Source organism: Embleya sp. NPDC025285 (assembly GCF_055558835.1).
Genome location: NZ_JBVHLU010000010.1, coordinates 111,125 through 130,527, shown reverse-complemented (window position 1 = coordinate 130,527; position 19,403 = coordinate 111,125). Strand labels below are relative to the sequence as shown.

The 19,403-nt window shown below is 72.0% G+C and carries 22 protein-coding genes; 11 read left to right on the top strand and 11 right to left on the bottom strand.

The genetic code is table 11. The features are described 5' to 3' along the window. The first annotated feature begins 279 nt into the window (after positions 1–279). From ACZ4FV_RS09330 to ACZ4FV_RS09310, 5 genes are all read left to right on the top strand, one after another. Positions 280–714 (top strand): SRPBCC family protein, encoded by a 435-nt coding sequence (locus tag ACZ4FV_RS09330; RefSeq protein ID WP_465322282.1) that lies wholly within the window; start codon positions 280–282, stop codon positions 712–714. Between the two features lie 204 nt (positions 715–918). Further along, the gene (locus ACZ4FV_RS09325) at positions 919–1,074 is read left to right on the top strand and encodes a hypothetical protein (protein WP_395873897.1); all 156 of its coding nucleotides are present in this window, start codon (positions 919–921) and stop codon (positions 1,072–1,074) included. Positions 1,075–1,670: 596 nt separating this feature from the next. Continuing rightward, complete coding sequence (locus tag ACZ4FV_RS09320) at positions 1,671–2,231, top strand: hypothetical protein (RefSeq protein WP_395873896.1); 561 nt, start codon at positions 1,671–1,673, stop codon at positions 2,229–2,231. Between the two features lie 112 nt (positions 2,232–2,343). Continuing rightward, positions 2,344–3,645 (top strand): sensor histidine kinase, encoded by a 1,302-nt coding sequence (locus ACZ4FV_RS09315; protein ID WP_465322280.1) that lies wholly within the window; start codon positions 2,344–2,346, stop codon positions 3,643–3,645. Then, positions 3,642–4,316, top strand: a complete 675-nt coding sequence (locus ACZ4FV_RS09310; protein ID WP_465322279.1) for a response regulator — start codon at positions 3,642–3,644, stop codon at positions 4,314–4,316. Before ACZ4FV_RS09315 ends, ACZ4FV_RS09310 begins: the two co-directional genes overlap by 4 nt. A gap of 106 nt (positions 4,317–4,422) precedes the next feature. Here the strand turns inward: ACZ4FV_RS09310 and ACZ4FV_RS09305 are convergent, their stop codons facing one another. Next, on the bottom strand, positions 4,423–5,346 hold the full coding sequence (locus tag ACZ4FV_RS09305) for a sigma-70 family RNA polymerase sigma factor (RefSeq protein ID WP_395873893.1): 924 nt from the start codon (positions 5,344–5,346) through the stop codon (positions 4,423–4,425). Between the two features lie 235 nt (positions 5,347–5,581). Between ACZ4FV_RS09305 and ACZ4FV_RS09300 the strand changes: the two genes are divergently transcribed. Next, complete coding sequence (locus ACZ4FV_RS09300) at positions 5,582–6,211, top strand: hypothetical protein (protein ID WP_395873892.1); 630 nt, start codon at positions 5,582–5,584, stop codon at positions 6,209–6,211. 97 nt (positions 6,212–6,308) lie between these two features. Here the strand turns inward: ACZ4FV_RS09300 and ACZ4FV_RS09295 are convergent, their stop codons facing one another. From ACZ4FV_RS09295 to ACZ4FV_RS09280, 4 genes are all read right to left on the bottom strand, one after another. Next, the gene (locus ACZ4FV_RS09295) at positions 6,309–6,557 is read right to left on the bottom strand and encodes a type 2 periplasmic-binding domain-containing protein (protein WP_395873891.1); all 249 of its coding nucleotides are present in this window, start codon (positions 6,555–6,557) and stop codon (positions 6,309–6,311) included. Beyond that, positions 6,554–6,850, bottom strand: a complete 297-nt coding sequence (locus ACZ4FV_RS09290; RefSeq protein ID WP_402236519.1) for a DUF6247 family protein — start codon at positions 6,848–6,850, stop codon at positions 6,554–6,556. The genes ACZ4FV_RS09295 and ACZ4FV_RS09290 overlap by 4 nt, the downstream gene beginning before the upstream one ends. A 111-nt stretch (positions 6,851–6,961) precedes the next feature. Next, positions 6,962–7,426, bottom strand: coding sequence for a hypothetical protein (locus ACZ4FV_RS09285; protein WP_465322276.1), 465 nt, complete (start codon positions 7,424–7,426; stop codon positions 6,962–6,964). Between the two features lie 373 nt (positions 7,427–7,799). Further along, on the bottom strand, positions 7,800–8,336 hold the full coding sequence (locus ACZ4FV_RS09280) for a hypothetical protein (RefSeq protein WP_465322274.1): 537 nt from the start codon (positions 8,334–8,336) through the stop codon (positions 7,800–7,802). 323 nt (positions 8,337–8,659) lie between these two features. Here ACZ4FV_RS09280 and ACZ4FV_RS09275 point away from each other — a divergent pair, with 323 nt between their 5' ends. Further along, entirely contained in the window at positions 8,660–9,577 is a 918-nt protein-coding gene (locus tag ACZ4FV_RS09275; protein ID WP_395873887.1) for an NAD-dependent epimerase/dehydratase family protein, read from the top strand. 121 nt (positions 9,578–9,698) lie between these two features. Here the strand turns inward: ACZ4FV_RS09275 and ACZ4FV_RS09270 are convergent, their stop codons facing one another. Next, a complete protein-coding gene (locus ACZ4FV_RS09270; protein ID WP_395873942.1) occupies positions 9,699–10,463 on the bottom strand; it encodes a GNAT family N-acetyltransferase in 765 nt (254 codons plus the stop codon). Positions 10,464–10,621: 158 nt separating this feature from the next. On the opposite strand from ACZ4FV_RS09270, the gene ACZ4FV_RS09265 reads away from it, so the two are divergent. Both ACZ4FV_RS09265 and ACZ4FV_RS09260 read left to right on the top strand, forming a co-directional pair. Further along, positions 10,622–10,996, top strand: a complete 375-nt coding sequence (locus ACZ4FV_RS09265; RefSeq protein ID WP_395873886.1) for a hypothetical protein — start codon at positions 10,622–10,624, stop codon at positions 10,994–10,996. Between the two features lie 115 nt (positions 10,997–11,111). Further along, positions 11,112–11,333 (top strand): hypothetical protein, encoded by a 222-nt coding sequence (locus ACZ4FV_RS09260; protein WP_395873885.1) that lies wholly within the window; start codon positions 11,112–11,114, stop codon positions 11,331–11,333. A gap of 129 nt (positions 11,334–11,462) precedes the next feature. Here the strand turns inward: ACZ4FV_RS09260 and ACZ4FV_RS09255 are convergent, their stop codons facing one another. Next, complete coding sequence (locus ACZ4FV_RS09255; protein ID WP_395873884.1) at positions 11,463–12,701, bottom strand: PrsW family intramembrane metalloprotease; 1,239 nt, start codon at positions 12,699–12,701, stop codon at positions 11,463–11,465. Next, entirely contained in the window at positions 12,698–13,192 is a 495-nt protein-coding gene (locus tag ACZ4FV_RS09250) for a hypothetical protein (protein WP_395873883.1), read from the bottom strand. Before ACZ4FV_RS09250 ends, ACZ4FV_RS09255 begins: the two co-directional genes overlap by 4 nt. A 350-nt stretch (positions 13,193–13,542) precedes the next feature. Here ACZ4FV_RS09250 and ACZ4FV_RS09245 point away from each other — a divergent pair, with 350 nt between their 5' ends. Both ACZ4FV_RS09245 and ACZ4FV_RS09240 read left to right on the top strand, forming a co-directional pair. After that, positions 13,543–14,568: an alpha/beta hydrolase gene (locus tag ACZ4FV_RS09245; protein WP_395873882.1), complete on the top strand. Its 1,026-nt coding sequence runs from the start codon at positions 13,543–13,545 to the stop codon at positions 14,566–14,568. Between the two features lie 40 nt (positions 14,569–14,608). Then, positions 14,609–15,703: an alpha/beta hydrolase gene (locus ACZ4FV_RS09240; protein ID WP_395873881.1), complete on the top strand. Its 1,095-nt coding sequence runs from the start codon at positions 14,609–14,611 to the stop codon at positions 15,701–15,703. A gap of 312 nt (positions 15,704–16,015) precedes the next feature. Here the strand turns inward: ACZ4FV_RS09240 and ACZ4FV_RS09235 are convergent, their stop codons facing one another. From ACZ4FV_RS09235 to ACZ4FV_RS09225, 3 genes are all read right to left on the bottom strand, one after another. Beyond that, positions 16,016–16,867, bottom strand: a complete 852-nt coding sequence (locus ACZ4FV_RS09235; RefSeq protein ID WP_395873880.1) for a PaaX family transcriptional regulator — start codon at positions 16,865–16,867, stop codon at positions 16,016–16,018. A gap of 37 nt (positions 16,868–16,904) precedes the next feature. After that, positions 16,905–18,557 carry an AMP-binding protein gene (locus tag ACZ4FV_RS09230; RefSeq protein WP_465322270.1) on the bottom strand — a complete coding sequence of 551 codons (1,653 nt, stop codon included), beginning with the start codon at positions 18,555–18,557 and terminating at the stop codon, positions 16,905–16,907. 245 nt (positions 18,558–18,802) lie between these two features. Beyond that, positions 18,803–19,291: a PaaI family thioesterase gene (locus ACZ4FV_RS09225; RefSeq protein ID WP_395873878.1), complete on the bottom strand. Its 489-nt coding sequence runs from the start codon at positions 19,289–19,291 to the stop codon at positions 18,803–18,805. Between the last annotated feature and the right edge of the window lie 112 nt (positions 19,292–19,403).

Genomic DNA, 19,403 nt, shown 5'->3' with positions numbered 1-19,403 from the left:
TGGCTGTGCGTTCCCCATCCGAGGTGATCGCCAATCGAACGATTCACGGATGGGCGTAGCGGTGCCGCGGGGCGGACGTTCAAGCCGAATCGCATTCCCGACAAAGCCGAACTTTCGGTAATCCGTCCATCTTCACGCCCGGCGTCCGCCCGCTCGGGCGGCGGGCTTCGGCCGAGGAGGCGCACAGGGCGCGCGCACGGCGCATTCTTGACCTTCAGCGGACCTTTCGCGGACCGTCCGCAGGCTGACGCGAACGTTGACGAGATCTACCGTTGGTGAATGGTCCGTGAACCGCTCGTCGAGGTCAGTGTCGTGATCGCCGCGCCTGCCGAGGCGGTCTGGCATGCCCTCGTGGACGCGGACACGCGCGCGATGTGGTGGCGCTATCTCGACTTGGACGCGCGGGTCGGCGGTCGGCTCAGCGAGCGCTGGAGCGGAGCGGACGGCGAGGCCCGGTTGACCACCGGCCGGGTCCGGGCACTGGAACCGTGCCGCCTGCTGCGCTTCACCTGGGCCGACGACGACTGGGCGATGTCCACGACGGTGACCATCGAGCCGGCCCGGGCTCGTCCGGGCACCCAGGTCCAAGTCCGCGAGACCAGCTGGAGTCGCCTCCGGGACGGCCCGAGCCTGGCCGCCGCGCACCGCGACGGCTGGGGTGCGCACGTCGAGGACCTGCGCCGCTTCACCGAGGCCGCCGGCGGCCCGCGTTGACCGCGCGGGGTGTGCTCGGCGTCGTACCGGTCCGCGCCGGCACCACCCGCCATGGACCGGTGGTCGCCGGCGGTTGACGCGGGGGCGGGCGGTAGTGTTGTGGCGCCGTTCGGAGGACGAACGGCGGAGCGAGCCGGGTCCGGTTCGCGCGATCGGTGTCGCCGGTGGCGTGGTCGGCCGGCTGCACCACCTTTGGGAGTCATCGTGTTGAACGCCCTCGGCGCCCTCGCCGAACTCACCCCTTTCCTCGTCGTGGCGGTCGGTTTCACCTTCGTGATCCGCGGCATCCTGCGCGCGGACCGGCGCGAGCGCGAGCACTACGCCAAGCAGGACACCGAGACTCAGGTGCCCTCGTCCTGACCATCGCGTCGGACGTCGCCGGGGCTGACCCTCGGGCGCCTGCGGTCGGCCCGGCGTCGCGCGCGGAGAGCACTCGGCCGACGGAGCGGCACCGGCCGAGCAGCCGGGTGGACCGGCCCGCCGGAGGAAATCGCCTGGCCCCGAATCGGCGGGCCACGCTACGGTTTCCGCGGCCTTCCGGTGCGCAGGCCGCGGATACTCCATGGAGCCTTCAAGGGCAGTGAAATGTACGGGGCCCAGAGTCCCGGTCTCCGCGGCCGCCTCGATCTCGGCGGGCCGCCTGCTTCTCCCGGCACAGTGCGGCCGGACCGGACCGCCGGGTCGTCGACCCGGCGGTCGCGTCGTTTCCCGCACTTCGACCGCGGCACCGACACGGGTTCGAGCGCGCCGACTCCGGAGCGCCGTCGCGTCGGCATCCTCGGCCCCACCGCGCAGCCCCCGACCCCCTACCGGGGTATCACTCCGGAGTTGGCGCCGCGGTGTGATGCCCCCGCGGGGCCCGACTCCTACCTTGGGGAACACGCCGAAACCGGCCGCACCCGCGCCGGTATCGCCCCGCCCGCGCGGCTCGCGGGCACAGCCCCGAGGACTGCGCCATGACATCCACGACCGCTCACCCCGCCGCCGCAACCCTCGCCCGCTCCCCGAGCCGGCGCACGACGCGCCGCACGATCCGCCGCTTCGCGCCCGGTTCGGTGCGCGAGGCCGGTCGGCGCTCGATGTACGCGCTGATCGCGCTGCCGCTCGGTCTGCTGAGCATCGGCCTGGTGCTCGGCGGCCGGCCCGCCCGCGCGGCCCGCGTGCGGCTCGCGGCGGCCCGGCGGTTCCTGGACACAAAGTCGGACGAGACGACCGGACGGCCCGGCCCCGGCCCGCTCCGGGTGCTCCGGGACGGCGTGCTCGACGCCGCACTGGGCATCCCGACGCTGATCCTGGCCGGGTACGCGTACGGCAACACCCTGCGCAACCTGACCTACCCGATCTGGTACGGCGACACCGACTACCACGACGCGTGGGGCGGGCCGACCCTGGCCGGTGTCTGGACCGTGCACGCGATCGGCGGCCTCGCCTTCTTCGCGGTGTGTCTGTGCCTGATCAAGGCGCTCACCGACGTACCGGCGACCGTGGCCCGCCGAACGTTCGGGCCGCGGACCTGACCGCCACGCAGGCACTCGCCCGCCCGCTCCCGCTCCCGCCCCGGAGACCGCGATGGACACCGCCCTCGCCCCGCCCGACCGATCGGTCCATCCGGGCATAGCATCACCAACCGTGAAGATCGTTCGACCGCCGACCGTCCTGGCCACGCTCCGCGAGGCGTTGTCCCTGGACTCGGTGGCCCCGCTGCCCAACACCCGCCGCGCGAGGCGGGTGTTGTCGCTGACCGCGCTGCTGATCGGCGTGGCCGGTTGGCTCGACCTGTACCAGCACTACGACGTGTCGGCCGCGGGCGCGACCGTCTCCGCCATCGCCCGCGCGGTCCCGGTGCTGCTGTGCCTGTATCGCCCGCCGGCTGCCTGGTGGTTGGCGCTGACCGCGGCGATCGCGACGGCGGTGCCGACCCACCCGGTGTCCGACTCCGAGCCGTGGCCGTGGGCGGTGACCTCGGTGTTCTCGCTGGTCGTCGTCCTGAGCGTGATCGCGCTGCGGGCGCCGCGTCGGGTGCTGGTCGTCCTGTGGCTGGTGCTGCTCGCGGCCGGCACGGTGCTGATGCTCACCCGCAGTCCGATCGACGTCGACGAACTGCTGCCGATAGCCGTCCTGTCCGCCCTCGCCCCACTCACCGCCGAGGCGATCGGCAGCCGAAGTGCCGTGCAGCGCCGACTGGTCCGGGTCGAGGAGATCAGCCAGGCCGAACACGCCCGGCGCACCCTCCTGGAGGAACGCACCAGGATCGCCCGCGAGTTGCACGACGTGGTGGCCCACCACATGTCGGTGATCACCGTTCAGGCGGACAGCGCGCCGTATCGCATCGTCGACCTGCCGCCCGCGGCCGTCACCGAGTTCGGCACGATCGCCGCCGAGGCACGCCGCTCGCTCACCGAGATGCGCCGCCTGCTGCACGTGCTGCGCCAGGACGCGGACGCCGGCGCCGAGCACAGCCCGCAACCGGGTCTGGCCGAATTGCCCGTACTGATCGAGACCGCGCATCGGGCCGGCCTGGAGGCGCATCTGTCGATCGAGGACTCCGTGCCCGCGCCGGACCGAATCCCGGTGGGCGTACAACTCTCCGCGTACCGGTTGATCCAGGAGTCGCTCAGCAACGTGGTCCGGCACGCCCCGGGCGCCTCGGTACGGGTCACCGTGACCGCGGACGCCTCGGCGCTGCGGCTGACCGTGGTCAACTCCGCTCCCGGAGCGGCCGGCAGGCCCGTGGAGCCGCGCGGGCCGGTCGAGGATTCCGGCCCGACCGGCACCGGCCAGGGCCTGATCGGCATGCGCGAGCGGGTCGCGATGCTGGCCGGCGAGTTGCACACCGGGGCGTTGGAGGACGGCGGCTTCCGGGTCGCTGCCATGCTTCCCCTACCGCCGGCCGACGCCACGTCGGCCCCGACCACCCCCGGAGCGGCATGACCACCGTAGTGATCGCCGACGACCAGGCGATGATCCGTGCCGGCTTCGCCGCGCTGCTCGCCGCCCAGCCGGACCTGGAGGTGGTCGGCGAGGCCGCCGACGGGCGCGAGGCGGTCCGGCTGACCCGGGAGACCCGGCCGGACGTGGTCCTGATGGACGTGCGGATGCCGATCCTGGACGGCCTGGCCGCGACCCGCGAACTGCTCGGCGAACGCGACGCGTTCGACGCGATGCCCAGGGTGTTGATGCTGACCACGTTCGACATCGACGACTACGTGTACGAGGCGCTGCGCGCGGGTGCGAGCGGCTTCCTGCTCAAGGACGCCTCCCCCGCCGATCTGATCGCCGCCGTGCGGATCGTCGCGGCCGGGGACGCCCTCCTGGCGCCCTCGATCACCCGTCGGCTGATCGCCGACTTCGCTCGCAACCGGCCGATCACACGTGCGAGTTCGACCCGCCTGGGCACCCTCACCCCGCGCGAGACCGAGGTGCTCGGGCTGATCGCGCAGGGCCGCTCCAACGGCGAGATCGCCGCCCACCTCGTGCTCGCCGAACAGACGGTCAAGACGCACGTGAGCCGGATCCTGGACAAGCTCGACCTGCGCGACCGCGCCCAGGCGGTGGTCTTCGCCTACGAGAGCGGCCTGATCACCCCGGGCACACCGGGGTAGCCCGACCGAGCCGAAACGGACCGCGCCGAACCGAGCGTCCGCGAGCGGGTCGGCGACGCTCCGTTGCCGACCCGCTCGTACGCGAACCCTCCCGGCCGCCTCGCGCCTACTCCGTGGGCAGCCCCAGGGCGCGCAACTCGGCCGGGTCTCCCGGTCCGACCACGTCCTTGATGTCCGGACGGGCCAGGCGGGCGGGGTCGGCGAGGATGTTGATCTCGACGATCTTGTCACCCACGATGGTGAAGTCCATCACCCCGAACGCCTTGCCGCCCGGCGCGTTCAGCAGACCCGGAGCCCCGTTGATGAGCACGGGTCGGGCGTACTGCGCGAAGCGCGCGAAGGTGAGCGCCTGCTCGACCACCGCGCGGGCGCCGCGGACCAGTTGGGAGACACCGATCGGGCCGCTGCCGGTGTCGGCACGGAGCAGGACGTCGGGGTCGAGCAGGTCCAGCAGGGCCTGGAAGTCGCCGGCCCGGGAGGCGGCCAGGAAGGCGTCCACGACGCGGCGCTGACGCGGCAGATCCGGCTCCGGCGCCGCGCCCTGCACCCGACGCCGGGCACGGCTGGCGAGCTGCCGGGTCGCCGCGGTCGACTTGTCCACGATCGGCGCGATGTCGTCGAACGGCATCGCGAACATGTCGTGCAGCACGAAGGCGAGCCGCTCGGCGGGGGGCAGCGTGTCCAGCACGACCAGCATCGCCAGCCCGACCGAGTCGGCGAGGACCGCGAGCTCCTCGGGGTCGGCCCCCTCCGCGTGCGAGACGATCGGGTCCGGCACGTGCGTGTCCCACATGTCCTCGCGCCGGGACTTGCGCGAGCGCAGCATGTCCAGGCAGACCCGCCCGACGACCGTGGTCAGCCAGCCGCCGAGGTTGTGCACATCGCTGATGTCGGAGCGGTCCAGGCGCAGCCAGGCCTCCTGGACGGCGTCCTCCGCCTCACTGAGCGAGCCGAGCATGCGATACGCCACCGCCCGCAGATGGCTGCGGTTCTCCTCGAACCGTTCGGCAAGCAGTTCGTGCTCCGTCATCGTTCGCTTTCTCCCGTTCCCGTTCCCCCGGCGCTGTGAGCGACGGATTCCAGACGATATGACACCCGGAAACCGCCGTCCCGGCGCCCCGCCCACCGGCTCGGCCTTCCGGGGTCCGCCGCTCGTGCGCCGGGCCGTGCCCGGTGAGGGACTTCCCGCCGATCCGCCCGCAAAGGTGTCCCCTCGGCCGAACCCCTGGTTGCATGGGCGGCGACCAGGATCGAGGAGGGACCGCGTGCCCAGGCGACGGCCGAATGTGCCCGCGCGACGCGGCACGGCGCAACTGTCGGCCCTTGCCCTGCTCGCCGCCGCCGGCTGCGCGGCGTGCGGCGACACCGCGGCCGCGGCGCCGGACCGAGCCGTCACCGGCTACACCGACGGCGTCGTGTCCGCCACGGTCCCGTGGCAGGGCCGGTCGATCACCTTCGAGGTGGCGGTCGGCGTCACCACTTCGCCCGAGCCGCCGCGGATCACCGACCGGCTGCCCAAGGTCGGCACCGCCCCGAAGGGCACGATGTTCGTCCTGATCGGCCTGCACGCGGCCCTGCGCCCGACGGCCCACCCCGACTCCGGTTCCGGTTCCGGTGCGGACCCGGCCCGTTGCACCTTCGCCTACGGCCACAAGCTCGCCGACGAGGTGGTGCTGCGGCTGCCCGACGGCCGTCGCGTCCCGGTTCTGAACGCCTCCCCGCAGCCGGACCTCTACGCCGCCTCGGTCGAACTCGCCTTCCAGGTACCGGAGTCCTTCCGCGCCGGCACCCTCGCCCTGACTCCGACCGGCACCCTGCGCGCGGCCTGCCCGACCGGCCCGACCGACATCCCGCTGACCTTCCCCACCCACCACTTCACCCTCAGAGCCGACTGAGCCGATCGAACCGCCCAGCCGACCGAGGCAAGCCGGCGGAGCCAGGGAAGCCGAGGGACCCGGTAGACCCGGGAGGCCGAGCCGACCGACCCGCCCGTCACCCGATCCACACCAGGTTGATCACACTCACCATCACCCGGTTCTCCTGCACGATGTACGTCGCGAAGCCGTGCGCCGCGAAGGCCGCCTCCAGGGTGTCCTTGAGGCCACCGCTCATCCGCGCGCCCGCGTTCCACGGGTCGTGGCGCAGTCGCCGCTCCAGTTCGATCCAGGCCCGGCGGGCGGCGGTCGGCAGAGTGCGCCGAATCGCCTCGGCCTCGACGTGGTACTCGACGCCATAGCTCACCGCTGCGCCCGGAACAACCGGTCCACCCGGGGCCGGACGACCCCGGACAGATCGCCCTCCCGGATCCGCCGGGCCCGCTCCAACACGGCCTCGTGGTCGCCGTTCCGGTGATGCACGAGCCGCCGCTGCCACGGGAGCAACACGTGCGCGAGCAGGGCCAGATCGCCCGCGTCGCGCGCGTGCTCCAGGGCCCGGCCGTACTCGACCTCGAACTCCTCCCGCGCCCCCTCCGGGAGTTCGGCCCGCAACTGCCCCGGCGTGGGCCACAGCGCACCGCCGGTATGGACGGTCACGGCCGAAGCGGATGGATCACGAGGCGCGGTCATGCCCCCAAGCGTCGCACCACGCCCCCACTCGACCACCCCTGCTCGCGGAAATCCGACGCCCCGGCGCCCACCGCGCGCTCACAACCGGAGCTTGTGCCACGCCGTGCGCAGGGCCTCCAGCTCGCGACGGGGGAACGGCCGCCGCCAGTCCGCGTACCAGCGGTCCTCGCCGAGGTCGAAGTCCACCCGGTCGAATCCGCGCAGTACGCTCCGCGCGAGCAGTTCGATCGGGTGGCGCGCCTCCCACAACACCTCGCCGGGCCGGTTCCGCATCGATGCGTCGGCGTATTCGACGATCCTGATGTCCACCGCGTCGCCGTCCGGGCTCAGGTGCCACAGATAGCCGTTGGGTTCGGCCTCGAACATCACCTTGTGGTCGCCCGGTTCGCCGAGCGCGAGCCGGGTCGCCGCGTCGATCAGTTCCGCGGGCGCGTCGGTGATGTAGGAGACGACCAACTGCGCCTCCCCGGTGGTGTCGGCGATGGTGCAGTCGGCCCAGCCGGAACCCGAAAGGGTCCAGGTGAACCACAGCGATGCCTTCATTCCGGACATGTTGCCGGCCTTCCTGGAATCACCGCATGGATCGCACGAATCTCACCCGTCCGGCCGGCGCATGGGACGCGCTGCGCCTGGATGTACCCGAGTCCGTGCGGCCGTCGCTGCGCCTGTCGGTGGCGGGGACCCGCAAGCTCGTCCCGGTCGACGAGCCGGCCGCGGCCCCGCTGTTGGTGTCGTCCCGCCCGATGGCGTACGGCGCCCACGTAGAGGGCCCGGTGGACGGTTACGAGCAGCGGATGGCATCGATACACCGCGGCTACCGACGCCGGTGCGAACGCGGTACGGGATGCGGGCCGGCAACTCGCGCGCGACCTGCACCGGCCGCGCGCGGGCTACGGCCAGACCCGGGCCCGGCCGCTCAAGGGCGGCGTCCCCGCCTGGCGGGGCCCGGGCGCGCGCCATGCACCCGACCGGGCACGCCGAGCGCCCGGTCACCGCCCGGCTCCGGCCCGGCCCGCTCGGCCTCGTCGCGAACGCGTACGTCGAGCACCGCCGCCGCGCCCACCCGCCCGTCGCGTACCGCCTCGGCCCGCACCGCCGCGTGATACGGCCCGGCCGCGCCGGCGAACGCCCCCGCGCCCATCGGACCACTCTCGCGCGGGACCCGATAGCGCACGGTCCACACCACCTCCGCGCCCGGGCCGATCGGCGCGCCCGGCTCCGGCTCCACCACCGCGACCCGCTCCTGGTCGAACACCCGGACCCGGAACCGCTCGGCCCCGCCCCCGCGATTGCGCACCAGCAACCGAGCCTCCACCACCTCCCCGGGGGTGGCCGCGATCCGCGCCCGTTCGAATCCGACCTGCACCGCGAGGGCCGGATCGCCCACCCGCTGCCCGGCCAGATCGGCCCCGCACAGCGGCCCCTCGCAGTATCCGTGGCGCTCGTCCGCCACCGGAGTCCCACATAGTCGGCAGTGCCCCGTCACACTCATGGCTGCCCCCGAACGTCGATCCCCCCGCGTCCGAAGACGCCCAACCGAGAAGACCCGTTCCGCATTCGTCCGCGGATAAGGGAAGCCCCTCGTTCCCTCCCTTCCCCCTGATCGCATCCTGCACTAACGTGCCGGCACACCCGGCCGCCCGGCGTCCTCGGACGATCCGTGCACCGGACACCACGACCGCGGGCCGAACCCACCCGGCCCCACCGGCGTCCGCCGAACTCGCGGCGGAATCCGGCCCCACGCACAGCGCAGCGACCCGCACGGAGGTTGTCCCCATGGCATCGACCCTCACCGGCGCGAAGATCGTCGTCACCGGTGTCACCGGCCAAGTCGCCGAACCGGTCGCCAAGATCCTCGCCCGGGACAACGACGTGTACGGCGCCGCCCGCTTCCACGACGACGAGGCCCGCGAGCGCCTGGAGGCCGCGGGCGTCACGTGCGTGAAGATCGACCTGGCCGCCGGCGACGTCGCGGCGCTGCCCGCCGACGCCGACTACGTGGTCAACTTCGCCGTGGCCAAGAACGGCGACTGGAACGTGGACCTGGACGCGAACGCGGGCGGCGTACTGTCCCTGATGGAGCATCACCAGGCCGCCCGGGCCTTCCTGCACTGCTCCTCCACCGCCGTCTACCAGCCCGCCGGCCACAAGGAACTGAGGGAAAGCGCTGCTCTGGGAGACAACCACGGCGTGTGGTCGTTCCTGGAGACGTACAGCATCTGCAAGATCGCCGCCGAGGGCGCCGCCCGCTGGGGTGCGCGCCGGTTCGCGCTGCCGACCACGATCGCCCGCCTGTCGGTGCCCTACGGCGACAACGGTGGCTGGCCCGGCATCCACTTGGAGATGATGCTCGGCGGCGCGCCCGTCGACGTGCACACCAACGCCCCGAGCGTCTACCACCCGATCCACGTGGACGACATCGCCGGCACGCTGCCCGCGCTGTTCGCGGCGGCCACACCCGAGGTCACCACCGTCAACTGGGGCGGCAGCGACCCGGTGAGCATCGAGGAATGGTGCGGCTACCTGGCTGAACTCACCGGCGTGACACCCGAGTTCAACGCCACCGACGCGACCATCGACTCGGTCACGCTGGACCTGACCCGGATGCACGAAATCACCGGCCGCACCACCGTGCACTGGCGGGACGGGATGCGCCGGATGGTCGAGGCCCTGCACCCGGAACTGCTCAAGTAGGACCGATCCGGGCCGCGCGTCGTCGGAGCGCACGTTGTCCGGCGACGCGTCGATCCGGCCCGCGTGCGTCCGGGTTCGGCCCGCGGTCGGCCCGCGTCCGGTTCACGCTCGCCCCGCGCGCTCACCTCGCGAACGCGTGCTCGGTGACCGGCCCGAGTGCCTCGAAGCCCAGCTTCCGGTACACCGGTTCGCCGGCCGCCGACGCCTGGAGCACCGCGACCGAATGCCCCTCGTCGACCGCCGTGTCCAGCGCGGCCCGGGTCAGGGCCGCGCCGTACCCGCGCATGCGGTGGGTGGCCAACGTCGCGATGTTGTACACGCCCGCGACACCGGCGTGCGCGAACACCTCGGCGGTGGCCACCGGCCGGTCGTCCAGGTACCCGACCAGGTAGCGCGCGGCCGATGCGAGCGCGGCCTCGGCGGTCAGTTCGACGAACCGCACGACATCACCCGCGGACGGCGTCCACAGCGTCGACAACACCTCGGCGAAGTCGAGCAACCCCGTGCGCGTGCGCACCGGTTCGATCCGCAACCCGGCCGGCGGCGCGGCCTCGGCGGGCGTGCTCCGGGTCCACCGCGCCCACATGGCCACCTCGGTCTCGTTGACCGGCAGGCCGTGTGCCACCAGCCGCTCGGCCAGGTCCGTCGGCCGCGACCCCCGGGTGACCCACCACGAGAACGGCCGCCCGGTCGCCGCGATCCGGCGCACCGTGCGCTCGACGGCCGCGTCGACCGTCTCGGCGGTCAGCCGCGCGCCCGCGACGATGTTGTACGAATCGTGCGCCAGACCGCTGTCCGCGAGGACCACCCGGTCGTCCTCGTCCACCCGCATCCCGGGAGTGACCCGATGCAGGTGGCACGCGTGCTCGGCAAGGTTGCGGTCCATGGCTTCGATCGGTGCGCGCATCCGGCCATTGTCACCGGGTGCCCCGCCCGAACCCCGCAACGACCGGGCACCGGCCGCCCGGTTCCGGGAGCGCCGGCGTACCCCTTCGACCGGCAAACGTGCCGAACCCGTGACCGGGCGCCGGCACACTCGGCCGCGTGACCGAATCCACTGACGCCCCGACCCCCGCCGAGGATCCCGCCTGGCACTCCGTGCGCTGTCTGTTCCGCCATCAGCCGGACATCTACGAGGAACGCATCACGCTGTGGCGCGCCGCCGACTTGGATGAGGCCATCGCGCTGGCCGAGGCGGACGCGCTGGAATACGCCCGCGACGTGAACGACGCCGAATACCTGGGTCTCGCGCAGGCGTTCCGGCTGTTCGACGCGCAGGTCGGACACGGTACGGAGGTCTTCTCGCTGGCCCGGGACAGCCCGCTGGAACCGACCGAGTACCTCGACGCGTTCTTCGACACGGGCACCGAGCGACAACGTCGGGTCATGGCCGACAGTGATCCCCCGGACGCCCGGTGACCGCCCGCCGCGACAGCCGTCGCCCGGTGTTCATCCGGGGTCGGGTTCACAACTCCGGCTTCGCACGGGACCATGGAGGGCAACTGCCCTATAGATGTAGGTAGGGAGGAGCGCCATGGACGGACTCGTCGTGCTCGCCGTGTCCGCGTGTCTGCTCGGCTTGACCGTGCTCCTGGTGGTGCGCTCGCTCGGCCGTCGCGACCTCAGCACCGCACCCAGGGACCTGCTGCGCGAGGACGGCGTCGCCGACCTCGACGCGGCCGAGTGGTCACCGGACACCGAATGGCCTCGGCAGACCGATGCCGGTACCGCGCCGGACTCGCGCACCTGCCGCTGACTCGGCCGGGCAGAGCCCGCCACGCGTCGGCAGCGGTGCCGGGTCCGGCATCGACGGCCGGTCGGGCGCCGATGCCGGGGTCGGCTTCCGGCTTCCGCCCCGACCGAGCGCGGGCTCCGACGACGCGCGCTACGGCGCGTCGGGTTCGCCGCGCACTCTCGCGTGTGCCGTCGGCGCGTCGGGAGCGTCGGGCGGTTCCGCGTCGGCGGCCACCACCTGGGCCCGGGCCCGGTCGATCCGGCGGTGCCAGCGGGCCACACCCGGGTCGTTGTCCGGATCGGTGGACCTGGCCAGCGCGACGCCGTAGCCGAGCTGGGCGCGCTGCAAGCGGCTCTGCGCCCGGGCCGCCTTGCGGCCGTGCTCGCGTCGGGCCGCCTCCACCGCCTCCTTGCGGGTCTTGTTCGAGGCGAGCGCGGCCAGTTCGCGCAGCGGCAACAGTTCCGGCTCGTCGCCCACGGCGTGTGCGAACCAGCGGTACTCCTGCCGGGCCGCGAGCCGATAGACGAAGCTCGCGATGGCGAGCACCACCAGACCGTTGAGCACGATCTGCACGATGGTCAGGTACCAGTCGGTGCGCCCCAGGACGATCTCCAGGAGCGGCGAGTTGTTCACGAAGTGCAGGCCCCACGCCACCGCGTACAGCGCGCCGGCCGCCGCGAGCCGCACCCCGAGCGGCCGCCGCACCCCGACCACCACGTACGCGACACCCGCGCCGGTCATCGCGGTGAACGCCGCGTGGCTCCACAACCCGTTGACGATGGCGCGGACGAAGAAGCTGGCCACGATCCCGCCGGTCCAGGTCTCGCCGGCCTGGATCGCGGCGTTCAGCGCGTACATCACGTTCTCGACCACCTGGAAGCCCAGGCCGACCAGCGCGCCGAAGACGAAGCCGTCGAGCACGCTCTCGAAGACTCGTCGGTTGATCAGGATCAGCACCACCACGCCGAGCAGCTTGAGCGTCTCCTCGACGATCGGCGCCGAGATCGAGGCGCCCCAGTCGGTGGCGAACGCGGGATCCAGCTTGGACAGATAGCTGAGCAGGTTGTCGTTGGCCACGAGCGCGAAGCCGGTCGCCACCACGCCGCCCCACAACACGGCGGCCACGCAGAACGACAGCGGCTCGCGCTCGAACAGGTCCAGGTGGGTGATCACCGCGAGCGCCGGGATCAGCCACATCGTGTGGATGACCACGCTCAGTACGAGCGCGCCGGAGGGTGCCGCCGAGGACAGCCGGATGAAGTTGGGCACCACGCTCGCCGCGGCCGGCGCGAGCACGATCGGATACAGCCAGAACGCCGCGCTCGCCGGCCGCACGATGCTGCCCGCGTCCCGCCGGCCCCGGCGGTCGGTCAGCGGAGCCACGCTCACGACTCGACCACCTCCACCGAGTCGAGCATGGTCACCACGTCGTCGGCGATCGCCTCGGTCAGCGGCGCGGTGTGCCGCGCGGTGAGCGAGACGCCCAGTCCCTGGCCGCCGCCGACCAGCACGGTGAGCGTGCCGGCCACGGTGTTCCCGCTGATCGGCGCGACCAGGCCGGTGAGCCCGCGCGCGGTGGTCACCGAGGCCGGATCGCCACCGACTCGCCCGCGCCCGGTCGCCTCGTAGCGCCGCGCCGCCGCCTTGAACGCGTTCGCCGCCGAGGATTGCCGACCCAGCGGGGTCAGCCGGTACCTCGTCGCGCCCTTGACCAACACGCTGACCAGATCGGCCTGGGAAGCGCCCCGGTCGATCTGCCAGCCGGGTGCCGGGTGGTACCGGAACGTGCCCAGTGTGACCACCTGGCCGAGGTGCACCGGCGCGGCCCCGACGACGGAGCGGTTGAGCAGGTACGGGATCGCGATCAGGAGCAGCATCACGACCGCCACCACGAGCGTCGCGCGCAGTCCGTGGGTGGACGGGATCGGTGCCGACCTCGAACTCGGGCTCGAATCCGGCGAAGGTGGTCGCGGAACGGGTGCGGTGAGAGACAAACGCGACTCCTGTCTGGCGTCGTGGGCGTCTCCGCCGGTACCCCCGCCGTCGCCGAATGTCACTCGGTGCTCGACCGAAGGAGTGATTCGGTCACGGTAAAATCACGAAAACGCTGTTTTCGTCCCACCGATCGATGGACGGCTGTTACAGAGCCGTCGAAGGACCGTCTCGCCGTCCGGTTAGGGTCGTTTTTGTCAACAGCACCACCCCCTGAACGCCTGCCGGAGCCCTTCCCTTGAACTCCCTTTCCGCACGCCGTCGTCGCGCGACGGCACTGGCCGGTGCCGTACTCGTCGCGGTGACCGCGTCCGCGTGCGGCTCGTCCGGCGACTCATCGGCGGAGAACGCCAAGTCCACGAGCGCGCCGACCCAGTCCGGCGGCCACCCGGTGAACCCGCCCGCGAAGCCCGCGCTGCCGAGCAAGGTCGTCACGCCGACCGGACCTGCCACGAACTTCACGACCGCCACGACCACTTCGGTCGGGCCGATCCTGATGACCTCGTACACGGGCCCCAAGTCGGGGGTCACCGGCAAGGTGTGGGTGTGGCTGCCTCCGGAGTACCACGACCCGGCCTACGCGAAGCACGGCTTCCCGGTGCTCACCCTGTACGCGGGTGGCCAGAGCAATGGCTACAACACCTGGACCGACAACCAGTTGCCGATCCAGGAACTGAACGTGCAGGAGGCCAAGGCCGGCCGGACGCATCCGTTCATCATGGTGATGCCGGTGCAGAACCTGGAGAAGGACGAGAAGCGCAGCCTGGAGTGCAGCGACATCCCGGGTCAGCCGAAGATGGGCACCTGGATGGCGCAGGACATCCCCGACCTGGTCAAGGCCAACTTCCGCACGCTCCGCGACCCGGCCGGATGGGGTGTGATGGGCGCGTCCACGGGCGCGTTCTGCAGCGTCAAGCTCGCACTCCGACACCCGGAGCAGTTCAAGGTCGCGGTGCCGATCGACGGCTACTTCAACCCGGATTCGCCGCTGTGGAAGGGCCACGAGGCCGAACGGCTCGCCAACAGCCCGGATCAGCTCATCGCGGCGGGCAAGGCCGGGATCGACGTGCTCGCGACCGCGGGCGGCGGGGATCCGGCCGAGGTCCGGCTGGTCAAGGCCTTCGTCGCCAAGGCGGCGCCACCCGTGCGCATCGAGTACTACGAGCAGCCCGGTGGCAGGCATCTCACCTCGCATTTCAAGCGGATGATCCCCGACCTGCTCGGCTGGCTCGGCCGACACATGTCCCCACCCACCACCGACTGACCGTGTCCGGACCGTCGCTGAATCACCCTGGAAGACCACAGTGAGCCTGACCGGTACGCCCTTCTATATAACGACCATCGTGCTCGCGATCGCCGCCGTCGCGGCGGCCATGATCGCGTGGAACCGCATCCCCGGACCCAAACCGGTCAAGATCGTCGCGCGGCTGTTCATGCTGGTGACCTGCCAGGCGACGGCCATCCTGATGGTCTTCGTGATGGTCAACAACGCGAACAGCCTCTACGACACCTGGGACGACTTCCTCGGCACCGGCGGCGGCCACGTGACCGAGGCCCGCGAGCCGGCGCCGCCGCCCGCGCCCGAGGTCAAGCTGCTCACCAAGTTCGAGCCCGCCTCGGACGGCAAGATGGGCGAGGGCGTCCAGGAGACCACCCTCAAGGGTCCGCAGTCGGCCGTCGAGGCCGAGGTCTACGTGTGGCTGCCGCCGCAGTACAAGGACCCGGCGTTCGCGGACAAGAAGTTCCCCGTGGTCGAACTGCTGCCCGGCTACCCGGGTTCGGCCAAGGCGTGGTTCGGCACGCTGGACGTCAACAAGCAGCTCAAGGCCCTGATGACCAAGGGCGAGGTGGCGCCGTTCATCCTGGTCTCGCCGCGGACCAGGCTGCTCGCGGGCCAGGAGGACACCGGCTGCGCGGACGTGCCGGGCAAGGCCAACGCGGACACCTGGATCTCCGGCGACGTGCGCCGCATGGTGATCGACAACTTCCGCGCCGAGTCCGACCCCAAGCACTGGGCCATCGCGGGCTACTCGGCCGGCGGCCACTGCGCGACCCGGATGGCGCTGCTGCACCCGGACCGCTACGGCGCGGGCGTGAGCCTGTCCGGCTACAACGACCCCAAGGGCGAGCCCGACTCGGTCACCTCGAAGGACCCGGCCCTGCGCGAGTCCTCGAACCCGCTCACCATCCTCAAGAACGCCCCCCAGCCCCCGAAGGTCGCCCTCTACCTGGCCGGCGAAAAGGGCGACGGCTACGGCGACGCCCAAGCGCTCAAATCCATCGCCAAGCCCCCCACCGCAATCACCATCGCCGAAATATCGGGCGGCGGCCACGGCACCGACGTCTGGCGCCGAATGGTCCCCGACGTCTTCCGCTGGCTGACCAAAACCCTCGTCTAACCCACCCGCCGGCCGGACCCCCTCCAGCCCGGCCGGCACCCAACTCCAAACCCAGCCCAACCGACGCTTAAGGCCAAACCCAGCCCGGCCGGCGCTTGAGGCCACCCCACCCAACCAACACCCGAGGTCAGCCGAACAACCCATCAGCCCGGCCGGCGCTTGAGGCCACCCCAGCCCGACCGACGCGTGAGGCCACCCCACCCAACCAACACCCGAGGTCAGCCGAACAACCCATCAGCCCGGCCGGCGCTTGAGGCCAAAATCCAGCCCGGCCGGCGCTTGAGGCCACCCCAGCCCGACCGACGCGTGAGGTCAGACAAACGACCCATCAGCCCGGCCGGCGACTGAGGCCAACCCCGCAACCTCCCGAACGTGCCGCCCCGCCCCCTCCGCAAGGAGCGACCGCAGGGCCGAAAACACCTTCCGCGCCTCGACCGCATTCCAATCCGCCGGCAACAACTCCGCAGGCAACCCCGGATCCAGATACGGCAACCGCCGCCATTGCGTAAGCATCGGAACATACGTCCGAAACGCCTCGCCCGGATCCACCCCCGGACGCCGCACGAGTTCGGCGGCGGCCGGCCCATACTCGTCGGTGAACAGCGCGTACTGCTCCTCGATCGCCTCGAAGTCCCACCAGTCCCCCACCGCGGACCCCAGCTCCGCAAACGCCGCGTCGCCGGTGAACAGGTGTACGTAGTCCGCGAGTTCGACCCGAACCAAAGTGCGCCGCGCATCCTCCAGCAGCCGCGCCGGCGCAATCCACACACCGGGCGACACGTTGCCGAACCCCAGCCACGTCAACCGCGACCGCAACTGATGCCGATGCGCCCGCTCGGACTCGGGCACCGAGAAGATCGCCAGCACCCAGCCGTCCTCGAGCCGAGCCGGCTCCAGGTTGCCGAAGATCCGCCGATCGCCCTCGTCGAAGATCGACTCCATCGCCGGGCTGAGCCGATAGCCGGTACCGTCCCGCCGCTCCTGCGTGAGTGTGCCGCGCTTCTTCAACCGCGAGATCGCCGATCGCACCGCCGGCGCGTCCACGCCGAGTTCGCCCATGAGCACGATCAGGTCGGCGATCGAGATCCAGCCGCCGAGTCCGCGCACGAACGCGCCGTACACGGTGTTGATCAGGGAGCTGGGCCGGGCCGGGGTCTCCGCCATGGTCGCCTTCCTCGCGGAGTCTGGTTCGCCGGCGATCCTATCCGGGGTCCACCTCCGCGCCGGCGACCGGCGTGCCCTCGGCCGCGCGCCGGCGCAGTTCGCCGCGCCGCAGCTTCCCGGTGCCGGTGCGCGGCAACTCGTCGACGAACTCGATCAGCCGCGGGTACTTGTACGGCGCCATGGTCCGCTTGACGAAGGTCTGGAGCGCGCGGACGGTCGCCTCGTCCGCGCTCACCCCGGGAGCCGGCACCACGTATGCCTTGACCACCATGCCGCGTCTCTCGTCGGTCGCGCCGACCACACCGCACTCGGCCACGTCCGGGTGGGTGCACAACACCGCCTCGACCTCGGGCCCGGCGATGTTGTAGCCGGAGGAGACGATCATGTCGTCGCTGCGCGCCTGGTACCAGAGGTACCCGTCCGCGTCACGGATGTAGGTGTCCCCGGTGATGTTCCAGCCGTCCCGCACGTAGTCGAGCTGACGCGGGTCGTCCAGGTACCGGCACCCGGTCGGGCCCTTCACCGCGAGCTGCCCGGCGGTGCCGTCCGGGACGGGCTTGCCGTCCGGACCGAGTACGACGGCCTGGAAACCGGGCACCGGAAGCCCCGTCGCGCCCGGGCGGATCGCGTCGTCGGCCGCGGAGACGAACACGTGCAGCATCTCGGTCGCGCCGATCCCGTCGATGATCCGCAGGCCGATCGTGTCCCGGTACGCCTGCCACACCCCCGCCGGCAACGCCTCACCGGCGGACACGCAGCGCCGCACGCCGGCGAGCAGGTCGGCGAGGCCCGCGCCGAGGATGGCCCGGTAGGCGGTGGGCGCGGTGAACAGTACGGTGACCTGCCGCTCGGCGACCACGGCGGCAAGTTCCTCGGGCGTCGCGCGTTCCAGGAGCAGCGTGGCCGCACCCGCGCGCAGCGGGAACACCACCAGGCCGCCGAGCCCGAAGGTGAAGCCCAGCGGCGGCGTGCCGGTGAACAGGTCGGCGGGCTCGGGACGCACGATGTGCGCGGAGAACGTGTCGGCGATGGCGAGCACGTCCCGATGGAAGTGCATGGTGGCCTTGGGCCGCCCGGTGGTCCCGGACGTGAACGCGATCAGCGCGACGTCGTCGGCCGAGGTGTCCACCGTCTCGAACACGGTGCTCTTCGCGGCGCAGCGGGCGGGCAGGGTGTCCTCGCCCGGGCCGCCGTAGGTGAGTACGCGCAGGCCCGGGGTGTCGGCCGCGTCGAGTTCGGCGGTGAAACGGTGGTCGCACAGCGCGACCGCGGGTCTGCCGATGTTGTGGATCGCGTCGAGTTCGTGCGCGCGCAGCAGTGGCATCGTGGTCACCACGACCGCGCCGGCCTTCAGCGCGCCGAACCAACTCGCGACCAGCCAGGGGTTGTTGGGACCGCGCAGCAGTACCCGGTTGCCGGGCACGACGCCGAGGTCCTCGGTCAGGACGTGCGCGACCTGGTTGGCGCGGGTGAGCAGGTCACCGTAGGTCCAGGTCTCGTCCGGGGTGACCAGGCACCGTCGGTGCGCCCCGTGTCGCGCGATGGTGTCGTCGAGCAGTGCCGCGGCGCAGTTGAGCCGGTCGGGGTAGCGCACGTCCGGCAGGTCGAAGATCAGCTCGGGCCATTGCTCGACCGGCGGCAGCCGATCCCGGGAGAACGTGTCGACGTGCGCGGAGGGACGGAGCTGCATGCCGGCACCTCATCATCCTGTTGCCATCGTGACGACAGTCAACGGTACGCGACATCGGCCCGCTATGGCATCCCCTTCCCGCCGAGCGCCGAGCGCCGAGCGGGACGCGTCGGCGGTCGTCGCGCGGGCATCCCGTCACGAGGGCCTCGCTCGCGCGGCGTCCCGCCAAGCGGGCATCTCGCCATGCGGGCATCTCGTCGGGCGAGCGTCCCGCCGTGCGGGCATCTCGTCGGGTGGGCATCCCGTCACGCGCCGGTCCCGTTCGCCACCAGTACCGTGCCCCGACCGATCGCGCAGACCGTCTCGCCGCCGTCGGCGGACACCATGGTCAGCGTGCAGTCGCAGACCGCCTGTCGGCGGCCGGCGTGCACGATCCGCGCGTCGGCACGCAACGTGGCACCCAGCGCCGGGCGCAGGTATTGAACGGAGACGCTGCCGGTCAGTACGGCCGAGCCGAGCGTGCTGCCGGCCGCGAAGGTGATCGCGTTGTCGGCCGCGTAGGCGAGCACACCGCCGTGCAAGTAGCCGTTCTGTTGCCGCAATTCGTCGCGAACGTCCACCTCCAGCGTGGCCTCCCCGGCACCGAAGGCGGTGACCCGGGCACCGACGAGTCGGCTGAACGGCTGGGCGGCCAATACGGATCGGGCGAAGTCGAGCGCCTCACGCGCCGCACGCGCGTCGGGGGCATCCGCCGTCTCGGGCGTGGTCGGCGGATCTGCGGGGCTCTGGGTCATCGTGGTGCCGCCCTTCGCGTGGAGGGATCGGGAGGGCCGCGGGCGGCGCGTCCCCCGACGGGTGATCATCGAACCAGAGTCCCGATCACCCGCGTCGGGGCTTCCCGGGCAC

Coding starts and splice junctions, on each gene's coding strand:
- ACZ4FV_RS09330 (WP_465322282.1), top strand. CDS start 280: ATGGTCCGTGAACCGCTCGTCGAGGTCAGTGTCGTGATCGCCGCGCCT.
- ACZ4FV_RS09320 (WP_395873896.1), top strand. CDS start 1,671: ATGACATCCACGACCGCTCACCCCGCCGCCGCAACCCTCGCCCGCTCC.
- ACZ4FV_RS09310 (WP_465322279.1), top strand. CDS start 3,642: ATGACCACCGTAGTGATCGCCGACGACCAGGCGATGATCCGTGCCGGC.
- ACZ4FV_RS09305 (WP_395873893.1), bottom strand. CDS start 5,346: ATGACGGAGCACGAACTGCTTGCCGAACGGTTCGAGGAGAACCGCAGC.
- ACZ4FV_RS09285 (WP_465322276.1), bottom strand. CDS start 7,426: ATGAAGGCATCGCTGTGGTTCACCTGGACCCTTTCGGGTTCCGGCTGG.
- ACZ4FV_RS09275 (WP_395873887.1), top strand. CDS start 8,660: ATGGCATCGACCCTCACCGGCGCGAAGATCGTCGTCACCGGTGTCACC.
- ACZ4FV_RS09270 (WP_395873942.1), bottom strand. CDS start 10,463: ATGGACCGCAACCTTGCCGAGCACGCGTGCCACCTGCATCGGGTCACT.
- ACZ4FV_RS09260 (WP_395873885.1), top strand. CDS start 11,112: ATGGACGGACTCGTCGTGCTCGCCGTGTCCGCGTGTCTGCTCGGCTTG.
- ACZ4FV_RS09235 (WP_395873880.1), bottom strand. CDS start 16,867: ATGGCGGAGACCCCGGCCCGGCCCAGCTCCCTGATCAACACCGTGTAC.
- ACZ4FV_RS09230 (WP_465322270.1), bottom strand. CDS start 18,557: ATGCAGCTCCGTCCCTCCGCGCACGTCGACACGTTCTCCCGGGATCGG.
- ACZ4FV_RS09225 (WP_395873878.1), bottom strand. CDS start 19,291: ATGACCCAGAGCCCCGCAGATCCGCCGACCACGCCCGAGACGGCGGAT.